General features: G+C 47.8%; 19 protein-coding genes. 16 read left to right on the top strand and 3 right to left on the bottom strand.

Annotated elements, in window-relative coordinates; translation table 11 throughout:
- Positions 1-32: 32 nt before the first annotated feature.
- The 4 genes from hisD to BKD12_RS09990 are packed head-to-tail and all read left to right on the top strand — an operon-like array spanning position 33 to position 3,594.
- Positions 33-1,325 (top strand): histidinol dehydrogenase, encoded by a 1,293-nt coding sequence (gene hisD / locus BKD12_RS09975; RefSeq protein ID WP_070089166.1) that lies wholly within the window; start codon positions 33-35, stop codon positions 1,323-1,325.
- A gap of 15 nt (positions 1,326-1,340) precedes the next feature.
- The gene (gene hisB / locus BKD12_RS09980; RefSeq protein ID WP_070089167.1) at positions 1,341-1,928 is read left to right on the top strand and encodes an imidazoleglycerol-phosphate dehydratase HisB; all 588 of its coding nucleotides are present in this window, start codon (positions 1,341-1,343) and stop codon (positions 1,926-1,928) included.
- A gap of 17 nt (positions 1,929-1,945) precedes the next feature.
- The gene (hisIE, locus tag BKD12_RS09985) at positions 1,946-3,235 is read left to right on the top strand and encodes a bifunctional phosphoribosyl-AMP cyclohydrolase/phosphoribosyl-ATP diphosphatase HisIE (RefSeq protein ID WP_070089168.1); all 1,290 of its coding nucleotides are present in this window, start codon (positions 1,946-1,948) and stop codon (positions 3,233-3,235) included.
- A gap of 50 nt (positions 3,236-3,285) precedes the next feature.
- Positions 3,286-3,594, top strand: a complete 309-nt coding sequence (locus BKD12_RS09990) for a hypothetical protein (RefSeq protein WP_070089169.1) — start codon at positions 3,286-3,288, stop codon at positions 3,592-3,594.
- Between the two features lie 105 nt (positions 3,595-3,699).
- Here the strand turns inward: BKD12_RS09990 and BKD12_RS09995 are convergent, their stop codons facing one another.
- The 3 genes from BKD12_RS09995 to BKD12_RS10005 are packed head-to-tail and all read right to left on the bottom strand — an operon-like array spanning position 3,700 to position 5,544.
- Positions 3,700-4,338 carry an ABC-2 transporter permease gene (locus BKD12_RS09995; protein WP_070089170.1) on the bottom strand — a complete coding sequence of 213 codons (639 nt, stop codon included), beginning with the start codon at positions 4,336-4,338 and terminating at the stop codon, positions 3,700-3,702.
- Positions 4,322-5,080 (bottom strand): ABC transporter ATP-binding protein, encoded by a 759-nt coding sequence (locus tag BKD12_RS10000; RefSeq protein ID WP_070089171.1) that lies wholly within the window; start codon positions 5,078-5,080, stop codon positions 4,322-4,324. The genes BKD12_RS09995 and BKD12_RS10000 overlap by 17 nt, the downstream gene beginning before the upstream one ends.
- Positions 5,077-5,544, bottom strand: a complete 468-nt coding sequence (locus tag BKD12_RS10005; RefSeq protein ID WP_070089172.1) for a helix-turn-helix domain-containing protein — start codon at positions 5,542-5,544, stop codon at positions 5,077-5,079. The genes BKD12_RS10000 and BKD12_RS10005 overlap by 4 nt, the downstream gene beginning before the upstream one ends.
- Positions 5,545-5,930: 386 nt before the next feature.
- Here BKD12_RS10005 and BKD12_RS10010 point away from each other — a divergent pair, with 386 nt between their 5' ends.
- From BKD12_RS10010 to yqeK, 12 genes are all read left to right on the top strand, one after another.
- Positions 5,931-7,796: a TIGR03960 family B12-binding radical SAM protein gene (locus BKD12_RS10010; RefSeq protein ID WP_070089173.1), complete on the top strand. Its 1,866-nt coding sequence runs from the start codon at positions 5,931-5,933 to the stop codon at positions 7,794-7,796.
- The gene (locus BKD12_RS10015) at positions 7,780-8,499 is read left to right on the top strand and encodes a TIGR03936 family radical SAM-associated protein (RefSeq protein WP_070089174.1); all 720 of its coding nucleotides are present in this window, start codon (positions 7,780-7,782) and stop codon (positions 8,497-8,499) included. The genes BKD12_RS10010 and BKD12_RS10015 overlap by 17 nt, the downstream gene beginning before the upstream one ends.
- A gap of 88 nt (positions 8,500-8,587) precedes the next feature.
- Complete coding sequence (locus BKD12_RS10020) at positions 8,588-9,922, top strand: aspartate kinase (RefSeq protein ID WP_070089175.1); 1,335 nt, start codon at positions 8,588-8,590, stop codon at positions 9,920-9,922.
- 28 nt (positions 9,923-9,950) lie between these two features.
- Positions 9,951-10,376 carry a CBS domain-containing protein gene (locus tag BKD12_RS10025; protein ID WP_070089176.1) on the top strand — a complete coding sequence of 142 codons (426 nt, stop codon included), beginning with the start codon at positions 9,951-9,953 and terminating at the stop codon, positions 10,374-10,376.
- Positions 10,366-11,160 carry an amidohydrolase family protein gene (locus BKD12_RS10030; RefSeq protein ID WP_070089177.1) on the top strand — a complete coding sequence of 265 codons (795 nt, stop codon included), beginning with the start codon at positions 10,366-10,368 and terminating at the stop codon, positions 11,158-11,160. Before BKD12_RS10025 ends, BKD12_RS10030 begins: the two co-directional genes overlap by 11 nt.
- A 170-nt stretch (positions 11,161-11,330) precedes the next feature.
- Complete coding sequence (rplU, locus tag BKD12_RS10035) at positions 11,331-11,639, top strand: 50S ribosomal protein L21 (RefSeq protein WP_070089178.1); 309 nt, start codon at positions 11,331-11,333, stop codon at positions 11,637-11,639.
- A gap of 16 nt (positions 11,640-11,655) precedes the next feature.
- Complete coding sequence (locus BKD12_RS10040; RefSeq protein WP_070089179.1) at positions 11,656-11,997, top strand: ribosomal-processing cysteine protease Prp; 342 nt, start codon at positions 11,656-11,658, stop codon at positions 11,995-11,997.
- On the top strand, positions 11,994-12,281 hold the full coding sequence (gene rpmA, locus BKD12_RS10045; protein ID WP_070089180.1) for a 50S ribosomal protein L27: 288 nt from the start codon (positions 11,994-11,996) through the stop codon (positions 12,279-12,281). Before BKD12_RS10040 ends, rpmA begins: the two co-directional genes overlap by 4 nt.
- Before the next feature lie 103 nt (positions 12,282-12,384).
- Entirely contained in the window at positions 12,385-13,668 is a 1,284-nt protein-coding gene (gene obgE, locus BKD12_RS10050) for a GTPase ObgE (protein ID WP_070089181.1), read from the top strand.
- Between the two features lie 13 nt (positions 13,669-13,681).
- Positions 13,682-13,972: a ribosome assembly RNA-binding protein YhbY gene (gene yhbY / locus BKD12_RS10055; protein ID WP_070089182.1), complete on the top strand. Its 291-nt coding sequence runs from the start codon at positions 13,682-13,684 to the stop codon at positions 13,970-13,972.
- 13 nt (positions 13,973-13,985) lie between these two features.
- Entirely contained in the window at positions 13,986-14,591 is a 606-nt protein-coding gene (gene nadD, locus BKD12_RS10060; protein WP_070089183.1) for a nicotinate-nucleotide adenylyltransferase, read from the top strand.
- A 32-nt stretch (positions 14,592-14,623) separates the two neighbouring features.
- Positions 14,624-15,205, top strand: a complete 582-nt coding sequence (gene yqeK, locus BKD12_RS10065; RefSeq protein ID WP_070089184.1) for a bis(5'-nucleosyl)-tetraphosphatase (symmetrical) YqeK — start codon at positions 14,624-14,626, stop codon at positions 15,203-15,205.
- The last annotated feature ends 5 nt before the right edge of the window (positions 15,206-15,210 follow it).

Consider the following 15,210-nt stretch of genomic DNA (forward strand, 5'->3'; position numbering starts at 1 on the left):
GAACGTCAAAAAAGAAAGCGAGAGTGATTTCTATGAGAATAATGAAACTGGAACAGGAGGCGAGGAAGAATCTGCTGGAGGATCTTCTGAAACGTAGTCCTAATCAGTACTACGAATTTGAAAAGAGTGTTTCTCAGATCCTTGACAAGGTCCGGGAGGAGGGAGATCAGGCTCTGTTTTCCTATACCATGCAGTTTGACCATGCAAAGATTGATAAAAGTACAATCCGTGTCACGGACGAGGAGATCGAAGAAGCCTACCGCCTGGCAGATCCTTCTCTGATTCGGGTGATAAAAAAAGCGCTTGGGAATATTCGTTCCTATCATGAAAAACAGATGCAGAGAAGCTGGTTTGACGCACAGCCGGACGGGACGATCCTGGGACAGAAGGTGACGGCACTTCAGAGAGTAGGCGTCTATGTGCCGGGAGGAAAGGCAGCGTACCCGTCTTCTGTGCTGATGAATATTGTTCCTGCCAGGGTGGCCGGTGTAAAAGAAATTATTATGGTCACGCCGCCCGGGAAAGATGGAAAGGTTACGCCCAATACACTGGTGGCGGCAAAGGAAGCCGGAGCAGATGTAATTTATAAGGTGGGAGGAGCCCAGGCGATCGGCGCGCTGGCTTACGGGACGGAAACCATCCCGAAGGTGGATAAGATCGTAGGCCCGGGGAATATCTATGTAGCGCTGGCTAAAAAAGCAGTCTATGGACATGTCAGCATTGATGCCATCGCAGGGCCAAGCGAGATTCTGGTGATCGCAGATGAGACGGCCAATCCCAGGTATGTGGCGGCAGATCTTCTGTCTCAGGCAGAGCATGACGAGCTGGCGAGCGCAATCCTTGTCACCACCAGCATGGAACTGGCAGAAAAGGTATCAGAAGAGATCGACGGATTCTTAAAAGAATTATCCCGGGCGGAAATCATTCGGAAGTCTCTTGATAATTACGGCTACATCCTGGTAGCGGATACGATGGAGGAGGCGATCGAGACGGCCAACGAGATCGCATCCGAGCACCTGGAGATCCAGACAAAGGATCCCTATGATGTGATGACAAAGATCCGAAATGCGGGAGCGATCTTTATCGGAGAATATTCCAGCGAACCTTTAGGTGATTATTTTGCGGGGCCGAATCATGTGCTTCCGACCAATGGCACGGCGAAGTTTTTCTCTCCGCTGTCTGTGGATGATTTTATCAAGAAATCCAGTATCATCGCCTACTCCAGGGATGCTCTGGAGAAAATCCATACGGAGATTGAGACCTTTGCAAAGGCGGAGCACCTGACGGCACATGCAAATTCCATTCATGTCCGTTTTGAGAAGTAGCGGGAGGTGAAAAATATGGACAGAAAAGCAGCTTGTGAGAGGAAGACCAAGGAGACAGATATTTCACTGTCGCTGAATATTGACGGGAGCGGCAGGACGAAGATTGATACAGGAATCGGATTTTTTGACCATATGCTGGATGGTTTTGCAAGACACGGCCTGTTTGATCTGGAGATTAAGGTGACGGGAGATCTGGGAGTGGACTGCCATCACACGATCGAGGATACAGGAATCGTCCTTGGGCAGGCTGTCCGGGAGGCTTTGGGAAATAAAGCGGGGATCCGCCGCTACGGTCATTCGATCCTTCCCATGGATGAGACGCTTGCCCTGTGTGCGGTGGACCTGTCGGGCCGGGCATATCTTCGGTATGATGCAGAATTTACCACTCCCCGGCTTGGCGAAATGGATACGGAGATGGTTCGTGAATTTTTCTATGCGGTCTCCAGCCACGGGATGATGAACCTGCATCTTAAGATCCTGGACGGAGAGAACAATCATCATATGGCGGAAGCATTGTTCAAAAGTTTCGGAAGGGCCCTGGATATGGCGGTGCAAAAGGAGCCAAGGATCGAGGGCGCCTGGACGACAAAAGGAAGTTTGTAAAGGAGAGATAGACCCAAATGGTTGCAAGTTATAAAAGACTGATCCCCTGCATCCTGATCGCGGGGGGCAAAGCGGTAAAATGGTTTGATGACAAAACGGTGGTATCCGACGATGTTATCAGCCTTGCAAAGTATTACAGCGATCACGGGGCTGACGAGCTGATCGTGTTTGATCTGTCGGATTCAGACGAGGAGCATGATGAAGCCATCGACCTGATGAAACGGATGAACCGGATCATAAGGATCCCCATGATCGCGGGAGGAAATGTAAAGCGGCAGGAGGATGTGAAGAAGATCCTGTATGCCGGCGCCAAGAGGGCCATCCTGAACTTTTCCAAGCAGGACAGCCCGAAGCTGATGGAGGACGCGGCAAAACGGTTCGGGAAAGAAAAGATAGCCGTTTCCCTGCATGATTTCGATGCGTTATTTAAGCATCAGCATAAGATTGAGGAGTGCTGCGGCGAGATCGTGTTCATGCACAGACTGGATCTGGACTCCGTTATGAACGTAACGGATATTCCCTGTGTGATCCTTACGGATACGATGGATGAGAGAGAACTTTTCAAGATCCTGAAATGTCCGGGTGTGAAAGGTTTATCCGGACAGTATGTCAGCCGGACTGATATGGACCTGTCTACATTTAAGGAAAAGTGCACGGCACAGGATATCAAGATGACTTCCTTTGAGAGCATCATGGAGTTTTCCCAGTTCAAGACGAACGAACAGGGCCTGATCCCTGTGGTGGTACAGCATTTTAAGACACAGGAGGTCCTGATGCTGGCTTATATGAATGAGGAAGCGTTTAACCAGACGATCAAAACCGGGCGGATGACCTATTACAGCCGCAGCCGTCAGACGCTCTGGGTAAAGGGGGAGACCAGCGGACATTTCCAGTATGTGAAATCCCTGACCATCGACTGTGACTTAGATACGCTGCTTGCCAAAGTGGACCAGGTGGGCGCGGCCTGCCATACGGGAAATCCGACCTGCTTTTTCCAGCCGCTGGCAGGAACAGACTATGACGAAAACAACCCGCTGAAAATTTTTGAATCCGTATACAGCACGATCCTGGACCGGAAGGAGCATCCAAAGGAGGGTTCGTATACCAACTATCTGTTTGATAAGGGAATTGATAAAATTCTGAAAAAGGTGGGCGAGGAGGCTACGGAGGTGGTCATCGCCGCAAAGAATCCAAACCCGGAAGAAGTAAAGTATGAGCTTTCTGATTTCCTTTATCATGCTATGGTACTGATGGTAGAAAAGGGAATCAGCTGGGAGGATATCATAAAGGAACTGGCGGACCGGTAAGAAAGCATATCCGGTGTATCACCGGCATATAATGTGCCGAGGTGATCAATATGGAAACATCGGAAAAACGAAGACGTAAATTGCTGGAGCAGACAAGAGCTCTGTACAGTGATAAAGGAAAGATCCCGGCAGTACATCCCAGATATGGCGCTGCCTATCACAGAATATACGAGCAGGAGGAAGCGGCCATGCCGAAGGGTACCTTTGGCATACGGCTGCTTCTTTGCTGCTTTTTATTTACCTTTTTTGTGTCTCTGGACCGCCAGGGACAGGAGGTGATGGATGTAAGCAGCGACCAGATTCAGGAGGCAGTTACACAGGATACAGACCTTGCGGAAGTTCTGGGAAACTATCTTTGACAGGCGGGTTTTTGGTTTTGGTTACAAACAGAAGAGAGACCAGAGCGGGTCTCTTTTTTTGTGCAGTGTGTCCAGCAAAGCTGGACCACACTATTCTTAATTTCGTTATAAGTCCACCCTTTCAAAGCGTTTGACGGAAACCCAGTATGCAATGCAGATCAGGATGATGTAGCAGAGAATCCCGAACAGCAGGATGGGCGCTTGCAGCAGTAGATCATAAGGAGCGTAACTATCCAGCCAGGCAAGAGCAGGAAGACGGACTGCTCCTTCCGAAGCAATCATTAACAGCAGCATGGGGATGGCGGCTATCACAAAGGCTTTGCCGGCTTTGTACCCGTTCTTATAATAGGCAGGAAAGAATACCAGGTCAAAAACACCGTAGATAATAAATCCCAACCCATACCAGGCGATGGTAGCATCAATTCCAACCGGATTGTTTTCGATATGGAGAATTGTCCGCAATACAACGCATGGGATAGAGAGAAGCAGCTGGAACAGCTGGATGAAAACGATCAACTGACATTTTCCTTTAACACTTTCCCGTTTGGTTATTGGAAGAATGGCACTATACCAGGCATCATTTGTTTCCCTGGCATAGAGAAACGTAATATAAGGAGCCAGGCATCCAAACATGAAAATAACAGTATAAGGATATGCAGGAACTACCACGAGGCATCCAAGACAAGCAAAGACAAGGGATGTGGGATGCGCGGCCAGCATCAATTCTTTATAGAGCAGTTTCATCCGAATTCCTCCCTTCCGTACGAAGCATGATTTCTTCCAGAGTAAGTGGCTTACTATCCTCCGGCGTTTTTAGATGATCAAAGGAACGCAGGAAGGTGTCTTTGTCTGCACTTTGTAAAACCTTTCCATTCTGGATATAGGTGATATCATCGGCACAACGGTCCAGATCTGAGGTAATATGGGTGGAAAACAGGATGGAGCGTTTGCCATCTTTTACAATACGGGTAAAAAGATGCAGGATTTCATCCCTGGAAACGGGATCCAGCCCGGAAGTCGGCTCATCCAGCAGATAGAGTTTTGCGTGATGAGATAACGCCAAGGCCAGCAGGTATTTTACTTTCATTCCGTTAGAAAGAGTGCGGAATTGCTTGCTTTCATCCAAAGAAAACTGCCGGAGATATTCTGTGTATCGATTTTGATCCCAGTCTTTGTAGAAGCGACTGGTGACAGCAGTAATGGTGGAAAGTTTCTTCAATGGATAAAAGTCAATTCCGCCAAATACAACGCCGATTTCCTGTTTACATTCTTTTTCGTTCTGATAAAAATCTTTACCCAGTATGCTGACGATTCCGGATTGTGGCTGCACTATATTCAGAATGGATTTGAGAGTTGTACTCTTACCGGCTCCATTTTTTCCAATCAGTCCCATAATCCGTCCGGGCTTTACCGAGAAAGAAACGTCTTGCAAGGCAAATCCGGGATAATGTTTATTCAAGTGATCTACCCGTAAAAGTTCTGTCATTCGATTTCCTCCTTTTCATCGTTTAGCATATCACGCAGCGATGCAATATTACGAAGGATGGTATCACCGGGAACTAAAGCGATACCTGCGGTTTCCGGATTTTCGTCTCCCAAAACAACAAGAAGATCACCTTGTTTGATACGGAAAAGATCCCTTGCCTTTTTGGGCAGAACAATCTGTCCTCGGTCTCCGACTTTGACCGTTCCAAAAAGATGTTTTCCCTTCGGCGGGATTGGCATATGTTCTTTCTCTTGATCATAGTGAATGAGAGAATCTAACGAAACATCGTAAAGCTCTGCCAGGGCATTACAGTTGAGAATATCAGGTACTGTTTCTCCTGACTCCCATTTTGCTACAGCCTGTCGGCTTACACCGACTTTTTCTGCTACTTCTTCCTGCGAGTATTTATGGTACTGTCGCAGTGCTGATAAATTTTGAAAAATCAGGTTTGATTGTTTTTTCATGTATTTCCAACCTCCTTGCCTTTATTATATCGTATTCTTTCTGGAGTTCTACCAACAGGAGCTGACAAAAAATGTATGTTTTGGTTGCCTTTTACATTAAAACATGACATGCTATTGTCATAGATTGTTGGCTATGAGATTTATCTAGGTGATGTGCGTAAGTGAAAGCCGGAAAGTTAGAAAACGGTTATCCGGCAGCCAGTTAAATCTGGCTAAAAATGGACCCTAACAATTGCGTAGGTTTGGCAATGATTCTTCAAATTCTCTAGATTGACATATGAAATCCCTTTTAGTACAATTTATACGGATTTGTAATGCTCAAATATAAAAATTCATTTTACATAAATCTTCAATAAATAAAAATTATAAAAAAGGATGTTTAAGAAGTGAGAAAACTAGCTTTAAATGATGAAATATTGCTAAAGATTGAGAAACCTGCCCGTTATATCGGCGGTGAAGTAAATTCGGTGATGAAAGATAAGGAGCAGGTGGATATCCGCTTTGCCATGTGTTTTCCGGACGTTTACGAGATCGGTATGTCCCATCTGGGAATCCAGATCCTCTACGATATGTTCAATCGCAGAGATGACGTCTGGTGCGAGCGGGTGTATTCGCCATGGACCGATCTTGACAAGGTCATGCGGGAAGAAAAGATCCCGTTGTTTGCGCTGGAGTCCCAGGATCCGGTACGGGAGTTTGACTTCCTGGGCATCACCATCCAGTATGAGATGTGCTACACCAATATCCTGCAGGTTCTGGATCTGTCAGGAATCCCTCTGGATGCAGAAGAACGGACCTGGGAGGATCCCATCGTGATCGGCGGAGGGCCCTGCACCTATAACCCGGAGCCGCTGGCAGAGTTTTTTGACCTGTTCTATATCGGAGAAGGAGAGACGGTTTACGACCGTCTGTTTGACGTATATAAAGAAGTTCGGGCAAGAGGAGGCTCCAGGCAGGAGTTCCTGGAGGCGGCGGCCGAAATCGAAGGAATCTATGTCCCTTCATTTTATGAAACCACATATCATGAAGACGGGACGATTCGGTCATTTGATCCGGTCAATCCCCATGCAAAACCAGTGGTTCACAAACAGGTGGTCATGGAAATGCAGGATACCACCTATCCGGAGAAACCGGTGGTGCCATTTATCAAAGTGACCCAGGATCGGGTGGTGATGGAAATCATGAGAGGATGCATCAGAGGCTGCCGGTTCTGCCAGGCAGGGATGCTGTACCGCCCTACCAGGGAACGGGATGTGGAGGTCTTAAAAGACTATGCATATAAGATGCTGAGAAACACCGGACATGAAGAGATTTCTTTAAGCTCCCTAAGCTCCAGTGACTATAGTGAGCTGAAAGAGCTGGTGATGTTTCTGATCGAGGAATTCAAGGACAAGGGGATCAATATTTCTCTGCCTTCTCTCAGGATCGATGCGTTTTCTCTGGACGTGATGGGAAAGGTACAGGATATCAGGAAGAGCAGTCTTACTTTTGCTCCGGAGGCCGGATCCCAGCGGATGCGGAACGTGATCAATAAAGGTTTGACAGAGGAGATGATCCTGGACGGAGCAGGACAGGCTTTTGAAGGCGGATGGAATAAGGTAAAACTGTATTTTATGCTGGGGCTTCCCACGGAGACTGAGGAAGATATGCGAGCTATCCCGGAGCTTGCGGACAAGATCGCAAGAAGGTACTATGAGATCCCCAAGGATCAGAGAAACGGAAAGTGCCAGGTAACGACCAGCACCTCTTTCTTTATCCCCAAGCCATTTACTCCGTTCCAGTGGGCGAAAATGTATACTAACGAGGAATATATTGGGAAGGCTGCAGTTGTCAAACGGGGGTTCCAGGATCAACTCAACCGCAAGAGCCTGAAATATCATTGGCACGATGCAGAGGTAACCGTGCTGGAAGGTGTGATGGCAAGAGGAGACCGAAAAGTCGGCCGCGTGATCCGGGAGGCTTACAGACTGGGCTGTCTTTACGACTCCTGGAGCGATCTGTTCGACAATGATAAATGGATGCAGGCCTTTGAGAACACCGGGATCGATATCGGGTTTTACAATCTGCGGGAACGTTCTCTGGATGAGGTCTTCCCCTGGGACTTTATTGATATCGGTGTGACCAAGTCATTCCTGAAGCGGGAATGGGAGCGGGCCATGAAAGGAGAGGTGACGCCCAACTGCCGGATGCAGTGTTCCGGCTGTGGCGTGGCGAAATGGAAAGGAGGTGTCTGTGTTGAAGGCAAGAATTAAGTTTCGTAAATATGGCATCATGCGCTTCATCGGGCACCTGGATGTGATGCGTTATTTCCAGAAGGCCATGAGAAGGGCGGATATTCCGATTGCATTTACCGGCGGCTACAGTCCCCATATGATCATGTCTTTCGCACAGCCTCTGGGGATTGGTATCACCAGCGACGGAGAATATCTGGATATCGAGCTTACGGAGAGCATTTCTTCCGAAGCGGCAGTAGGACGTTTGAACCAGGTAATGGCAGAGGGAATTGATGTGGTAAGTTTTGTGCAGATATCAGAGGATAAGAAGGAAAGCGGCATGACCATAGTGGCGGCAGCGGACTATGAGGTCACATTGCTTTTGTCCGCAAAATCTATGGAAGAGACAGTTCCGGTTCCAGAGGAGTGGAAAGAAAAGCTTGCAGCCTTCCTGGAAAAAACAGAGTTGAAGGTGCTGAAAAAAACGAAACGAAGTGAAAAAGAAGTGAATATCCGGCCGATGATCCAAGAGATGGAGCTGACGGAAGCAGGGATACGCATGTTTCTTTCTGCGGGAAGCGAGGAAAATCTGAAGCCGGATCTGGTCATGGAAACGTTTCTCAAAGATATGGGGCTCCCGGCGGAGAAATATCCATTTCATATCCACCGCAGGGATATCTATGCGAAGACACCGCAGGGCGGGTATCTGCCACTGGAGGATTTGGGGACCCTCGTGCCGTAGGGGCTGCCTCCCACCCATTGCAGGTTCAGCAGAAATAAGGTAAAATAGATAACAGATGAGCAAATTGCAGTTTGGAGGACAACAAAAGATGATAAAAGTGGTAAAATTTGGCGGAAGCTCCCTGGCGGATGCGGAACAGTTCCGTAAGGTGGGCCGGATTATCCGGAAGGATGCAGACCGCAGATATGTGGTGCCTTCTGCTCCCGGGAAACGTACGCCAGATGACACAAAGGTGACAGACATGCTGTATGGCTGTTACGGCGTGGCGATCATGGAAGAGGAGGAGTGCGAAGAAGAGTTTGAGAGCCGTCTTGAAAAGATCAAAGAACGCTATGATGAGATCATAGAGGGACTTGGACTTTCTATGGATCTGACGGATGAGTTCCGTATGATCAGGGAGAATTTTATCCGGAAGACCGGTCGTGACTATGCCGCATCCCGAGGGGAATATCTGAATGGCCGTATTATGGCAGAATATCTGGGATATCCCTTTATCGACGCGGCGGACGTGATTTTTTTTGATGAAGACGGCAACTTTGACGCTAAAAAGACAGATCAGGTGCTGGCAGAGGTGCTGGCAGAAAAGAAGTGCGCTGTGATCCCTGGATTTTACGGATCCATGCCGGACGGGTCTGTGAAAACCTTTTCCAGAGGAGGATCGGATATCACCGGTTCGATCGTGGCAAAGGCGGTCCATGCGGATATGTATGAAAACTGGACGGATGTATCTGGTTTCCTGATCACAGATCCCAGGATCATTCCGAATCCAAAGGCTATTGACGTGATCACCTACCGCGAGCTCAGAGAGCTGTCCTATATGGGGGCTACGGTTCTTCATGAAGACGCAATTTTTCCGGTGCGTAAGGAAGGGATTCCGATTAATATCCGTAATACCAATATCCCGGAGGATAAGGGGACACTGATCGTAGAAAGTACCTGCAGGAAGCCCCGGTTCGTGATCACTGGAATTGCAGGGAAGAAGGATTTTGCATCCATTACCGTAGAAAAAGCCATGATGAATACGGAAGTCGGCTTCTGTAAAAAAGTTCTGGAGGTGTTCTCGGATAATGGGATCTCCATCGAACATATGCCGTCAGGAATCGATACTTTTACCATCTTTGTCCATCAGGATGAGTTTGAGGAAAAGGAACAGAAGGTCATTGCAGGGATCCATCGGGCAGTAGAGCCGGATTTCCTGGAACTGGAATCCGATCTTGCCCTGATTGCCGTGGTGGGCCGGGGGATGCGTGCCACCAGAGGTACATCCGGGCGGATTTTTTCTGCGCTGGCCCATGCGAATGTCAATGTAAAAATGATCGACCAGGGTTCCAGTGAACTGAACATCATCATCGGAGTGCGGAATCATGACTTTGAAACCGCGATCCGTGCGATTTACGACATCTTTGTAAACACCATGCTGTAAGAAAAAGCAAGATCAGGGGAGAGTTTTTATGAACATTTTGTTTTTCTTAAGACCGAAAAGTGAGGTGGCTTATATCTATGATTACCATACGCTGCGGCAGGCGCTGGAAATCATGGAATACCACAAATATTCCTCGGTCCCGATCCTGAACAGAGAGGGAAAATACGTAGGAACGATCACGGAAGGAGATCTTTTGTGGTCACTGAAAAAAAGAAATCTGCTGAATCTGAAAGATGCGGAAGATGTAAGCATCATGAAGATCGAGCGGAGAATGGATTATTTATCCGTGTCTGCCGAATCAGATATGGAGGATCTGATCGAACGGGCGATGGAACAGAATTTTGTACCGGTGGTAGATGATCAGGGGCATTTTATCGGGATCATTACCAGACGTGACATCATTGGATACTGCTATGACAAGATAAAGGAGTGTGAGAAATGTCATGATCATTGATTTCCATACCCATATTTTCCCGGAGAAGATTGCAGGCAGGACGCTGGATTATCTGAAAGAAATCTGTCAGACTGAACCATACACGGACGGAACTGCAAAGGATCTGATCCGGTCGCAGAAAGAGGCCGGTGTGGATATTTCCGTAGCGCTTCCGGCTGTGACAAAGCCGTCCCAGGTTGACTCGATTAACCGTTTCGTTCTGGATTTCCAGGAAGGGCCGATTTTGTCCTTTGGAGGGATCCACCCCGCATGTGAGAACTACAAAGAGATCCTGAAAGGGATTAAAGACGCGGGAATCCGGGGAATTAAGCTGCATCCGGACTATCAGGACACTTATTTTAATGATATCCGCTATAAGAGGATTATATCCTATGCGTCAGAGCTTGGGCTTATTGTCAGCGTCCATGCAGGACAAGATCCGAAATGTCCGGATGATATCCACTGTACTCCCGGGATGGCACTGGAAGTAATCCGGGAAGTGCAGCCACAGAAGCTTGTCCTGGCTCATTTCGGAGGAAATCAATGCTGGAATGAGGTGGAAGAGTATCTGGTGGGAGAAAAAGTATATTTTGACACGGCAGTGGTGCTTGGCGTTATCCCGGAGGAGCAGTTCGTAAGGATGGTAAGAAACCACGGCGTGGAGAAGACTTTATTTGGAACCGATTCCCCCTGGGCGGGCCAGAAGGAATTTGTAGATTATATGAAGCAATGTCCGCTGACGGAAGAAGAAAAAGAACGGATCTTTTCTCAAAATGCCCTGGAGCTTCTGGGGATTTCAAAGTAAAGACATGGCAGGAGAAGATTTTTTGTAAAAACACAGCATATTTTCGCAAAAACCTCTTGAAAGATACGAAATCGTGTGCTATTATATTACAGTATGCCGCACAATGAGGTTTTTAAAGTCTGCAGATGCAGACACCGTAATTGGCGAGTAATGATAATAGGAGGTGCCATATGTACGCGATTATAGCAACAGGTGGTAAACAGTACAAAGTAGCCGAAGGCGATATCATTAAAGTAGAAAAGCTTGGTGTAGAAGCCGGAGAGACTTATACATTTGACCAGGTGCTTGCAGTAAGCGATAACGGCCTGAAGATCGGTAATCCGACCGTTGAAGGAGCAACCGTTGAGGCTTCTGTTGTAGAAAACGGAAAAGCGAAGAAAGTCATCGTTTACAAGTTTAAGAGAAAAACTGGATACCATAAGAAGAATGGTCACAGACAGCAGTACACTGCAGTGAAGATCAACAAGATCAACGCTTAATTCTGGAGAGTATCCGATGATTCATGTAACCATCTATCAGAACCAGAAAGACGAATATATCGGTTTCTCCGCAAGGGGACATGCCGGTTTTGCTGAGTCGGGAGAGGATATCGTCTGTGCGGCGGCATCCGTGCTGATGATCAACACGGTGAACGCTCTGGAGCTCTATGCGGATGCGAAGCTTTCTGTCTCCGGTGAGGAGGAAGAAGGAGCGCTGGATGTGAGGCTTACAGATCGGCCTACAGAAAAGACAGAGCTTTTATTTAAGACGATGGCCCTTGGTCTGACACAGATGGAAGATGACGAGAACTATGCAGAATATATTGATTTAACATTCGAGGAGGTGCAGCAGCCATGATGAAATTAAACCTTCAGTATTTCGCTCATAAAAAGGGTGTGGGTTCTACAAAGAACGGAAGAGATTCTGAGTCCAAGAGACTTGGCGCAAAGAGAGCAGACGGACAGTTTGTAAAAGCCGGCAACATCCTTTACAGACAGCGCGGGACCAAGATCCATCCGGGTGTGAATGTAGGACGCGGAGGCGATGATACTTTATTCGCACTGGTTGACGGTGTCGTAAGATTTGAGAGAAAAGGAAGAGATAAGAAACAGGTTTCTATCTATCCGGTAGCAGCTGAGTAATCAGAGGATATGAGAAGAGTGTTGCGTGAGGACTGGTGACAGTTGAAGGCAGCACTCTTTTTTGATATACTGTGTACAACATTATTTTGGAAAGGAAACGGCTATGTTTGCAGACAGAGCAAAAATTTTGATCAGGTCAGGAAAAGGCGGAGACGGACATGTCAGCTTCCGCCGGGAACTCTATGTTCCGAACGGAGGTCCGGACGGAGGAGACGGAGGCCGGGGCGGCGATGTGATCTTTGAAGTGGATGAAGGATTAAATACGCTTCAGGATTTCCGCCACCGGAGAAAATTCGCGGCAAAAGATGGAGAACCTGGAGGAAAGCGAAGATGCCATGGTAAAGATGCAGAGGATATCGTGCTTAAGGTGCCGGAAGGAACGGTGATCAAGGAGGCGGAGTCAGGGAAGGTCATTGCCGATATGTCCGGTGAAAACAGAAGACAGGTGGTCCTGAAGGGCGGTAAAGGAGGGCTTGGAAACCAGCATTTTGCAACGGCTACCATGCAGATCCCCAAATATGCGCAGCCGGGACAGCCGTCTCAGGAACTGTGGGTGCAGCTGGAGCTGAAGGTCATAGCCGACGTGGGACTGATCGGTTTCCCCAATGTAGGAAAATCGACATTCCTGTCAAGAGTGACAAATGCCAGGCCTAAAATAGCAAACTACCACTTCACTACCTTAAATCCTAATCTTGGCGTGGTGGATCTGTCCGATGGACGAGGATTTGTGATTGCGGACATCCCGGGACTTATTGAAGGCGCTTCAGAAGGTATGGGGCTGGGGCATGAATTTCTGCGCCATATTGAACGCACCAGACTGATGATCCACGTAGTTGACGCAGCCGGGACAGAAGGACGGGATCCGGTGGAGGATGTCTACAAGATCAATAAGGAGCTCAGCGCATATAACCCGGAAATTGCTGCCCGTCCGCAGGTGATCGCGGCCAATAAGACAGATGCGATCTATGCAGAGGGAGAGGATCCGGTGAAGCGTTTAAAAGACGAGTTTGAGCCGAAGGGATATAAGGTTTTCCCGATCTCCGGTGTAACAGGAGAGGGAATAAGCGAACTTTTATATTATGTATCTGACCGCCTGGCGGAACTTAAGCAGGAACCGGTAATCTTCCAGCAGGAATACTTCCCGGAGGAGGAACTTTTATACGAAAATCTTCCTTATACCGTGACGAAAGAAGAGGACGTATATGTGGTGGAAGGTCCGAAGATCGAGAAGATGCTGGGGTATACCAACCTGGATTCAGAAAAGGGATTTGCCTTTTTCCAGAAGTTTTTAAAGGATACAGGTATTTTGGAGGAACTGGAGGAGGCCGGTATTCAGGAAGGTGATACTGTACGGATGTACGGGCTTCAGTTTGACTATTACAAATAAGGAGTTTGAAGGAATGACAACAAAGCAGAGAGCGTATTTAAAAGGGCTGGCTATGACCATGGAGCCCATTTTCCAGATTGGAAAGAACAGCATGACGCCGGAGCTTACAAAAGCTATTCAGGAGGCGCTGGATGCACGCGAGCTGATCAAGGTAAGCGTCTTGAAAAACTGTGCGGACGATCCCCGTGCCCTGGCGGAGCTTCTGGCAGAGCGTACCCGTGCCCAGGTGGTACAGGTGATCGGGAAAAAGATTGTGCTGTATAAGGAAGGAAAAGATAAGAATAAAAGGATCCAGCTTCCATAGGTGAGGTGAGGGTATGAAGATTGGAATTATGGGAGGTACCTTTGATCCGATCCATAATGGACATCTGATGCTGGGACAGGCTGCCTATGAAGCGTTTAGCCTTGATGAGGTCTGGTTTCTTCCTAACGGCAATCCCCCGCATAAGGAGAGCAGCAGGATTGAAGCAAGTGCAAAGGAACGGGTGGAGATGACAAGACTGGCCGTCTCAGGGATTCCCTATTTCAGGGTAGAGCCCTATGAAGCGGAAAGAGATGAGGTTTCCTGTACCTGGCAGACACTGGAGTATTTTCGCGGTAAATATCCGGATGATCAAATGTTTTTCATCATAGGCGCAGATTCCCTGTTCACCATTGAACGCTGGATACATCCGGAACGGATTTTCCCGCTTTGCACCATTCTGGCTGCATACCGGGATGAGGTAAATTCCAGGGAGCTTATGGAGGAGCAGATCCACAGGCTCAAGGATAAATACCATGCGGACGTGCGGCTTCTGATAACGCCGCTTCTGCATGTGGCGTCCCATGAACTGCGCCGGGATATCAAAGAAGGAAAGGATATCTCTTCTTATCTGCCGGAAGCAGTCGTATCTTATATCAAAGAGCATCGGTTGTATTTATAGTGGATATGACCTTTATAGAAAGAATGAGGAGTATGAATCAGGAAATTACAAAGATCCGCAGGAAATTAATGACTGAGCTTGACCGGGAGCGTTACGAGCATACGCTTGGCGTGATGTACACGGCGGCTTCTATGGCTATGTGTCATGGGACTGACACGGAACAGGCACTTCTGGCCGGGCTTCTGCATGACTGTGCAAAGTGTATTCCCGGTGAGTCCAAGATTAAATTGTGTGAGAAATACCATCTGAATATTTCTGAGGTGGAGCGGGCGAACCCCAGTCTCCTGCACGCTAAGCTGGGAGCCTTTCTTGCGGCAAAGAAATACCATGTGGAGGATAAGGCCATTATCAATGCGATTGCAAGTCATACCACGGGAAGACCGCATATGAGCCTTCTGGAGAAGATCATTTATATTGCGGACTACATCGAGCCGGGACGGCCGGATCTGCCGAATATGGAAGAGGTGAGGCATCTGGCTTTCCGTGATATTGATAGATGTCTGTACCGGATTCTTGAGGACTCGCTGGTGTATTTAAAAAGTCAGGGGAAACCAGTTGACCCTATGACGGAAAAAACGTATGATTACTATAAAATCAAACTGGAAAAACAATAGAAAAG

This window comes from Merdimonas faecis (assembly GCF_001754075.1).
GTDB lineage: Bacteria > Bacillota > Clostridia > Lachnospirales > Lachnospiraceae > Merdimonas > Merdimonas faecis.

What these genes read in the sequence shown, in the direction of transcription:
- hisD (WP_070089166.1), top strand. Translation starts at nt 33, where the DNA reads ATGAGAATAATGAAACTGGAACAGGAGGCGAGGAAGAATCTGCTGGAG.
- hisB (WP_070089167.1), top strand. Translation starts at nt 1,341, where the DNA reads ATGGACAGAAAAGCAGCTTGTGAGAGGAAGACCAAGGAGACAGATATT.
- hisIE (WP_070089168.1), top strand. Translation starts at nt 1,946, where the DNA reads ATGGTTGCAAGTTATAAAAGACTGATCCCCTGCATCCTGATCGCGGGG.
- BKD12_RS09990 (WP_070089169.1), top strand. Translation starts at nt 3,286, where the DNA reads ATGGAAACATCGGAAAAACGAAGACGTAAATTGCTGGAGCAGACAAGA.
- BKD12_RS09995 (WP_070089170.1), bottom strand. Translation starts at nt 4,338, where the DNA reads ATGAAACTGCTCTATAAAGAATTGATGCTGGCCGCGCATCCCACATCC.
- BKD12_RS10000 (WP_070089171.1), bottom strand. Translation starts at nt 5,080, where the DNA reads ATGACAGAACTTTTACGGGTAGATCACTTGAATAAACATTATCCCGGA.
- BKD12_RS10005 (WP_070089172.1), bottom strand. Translation starts at nt 5,544, where the DNA reads ATGAAAAAACAATCAAACCTGATTTTTCAAAATTTATCAGCACTGCGA.
- BKD12_RS10020 (WP_070089175.1), top strand. Translation starts at nt 8,588, where the DNA reads ATGATAAAAGTGGTAAAATTTGGCGGAAGCTCCCTGGCGGATGCGGAA.
- BKD12_RS10025 (WP_070089176.1), top strand. Translation starts at nt 9,951, where the DNA reads ATGAACATTTTGTTTTTCTTAAGACCGAAAAGTGAGGTGGCTTATATC.
- BKD12_RS10030 (WP_070089177.1), top strand. Translation starts at nt 10,366, where the DNA reads ATGATCATTGATTTCCATACCCATATTTTCCCGGAGAAGATTGCAGGC.
- rplU (WP_070089178.1), top strand. Translation starts at nt 11,331, where the DNA reads ATGTACGCGATTATAGCAACAGGTGGTAAACAGTACAAAGTAGCCGAA.
- BKD12_RS10040 (WP_070089179.1), top strand. Translation starts at nt 11,656, where the DNA reads ATGATTCATGTAACCATCTATCAGAACCAGAAAGACGAATATATCGGT.
- rpmA (WP_070089180.1), top strand. Translation starts at nt 11,994, where the DNA reads ATGATGAAATTAAACCTTCAGTATTTCGCTCATAAAAAGGGTGTGGGT.
- obgE (WP_070089181.1), top strand. Translation starts at nt 12,385, where the DNA reads ATGTTTGCAGACAGAGCAAAAATTTTGATCAGGTCAGGAAAAGGCGGA.
- yhbY (WP_070089182.1), top strand. Translation starts at nt 13,682, where the DNA reads ATGACAACAAAGCAGAGAGCGTATTTAAAAGGGCTGGCTATGACCATG.
- nadD (WP_070089183.1), top strand. Translation starts at nt 13,986, where the DNA reads ATGAAGATTGGAATTATGGGAGGTACCTTTGATCCGATCCATAATGGA.
- yqeK (WP_070089184.1), top strand. Translation starts at nt 14,624, where the DNA reads ATGAATCAGGAAATTACAAAGATCCGCAGGAAATTAATGACTGAGCTT.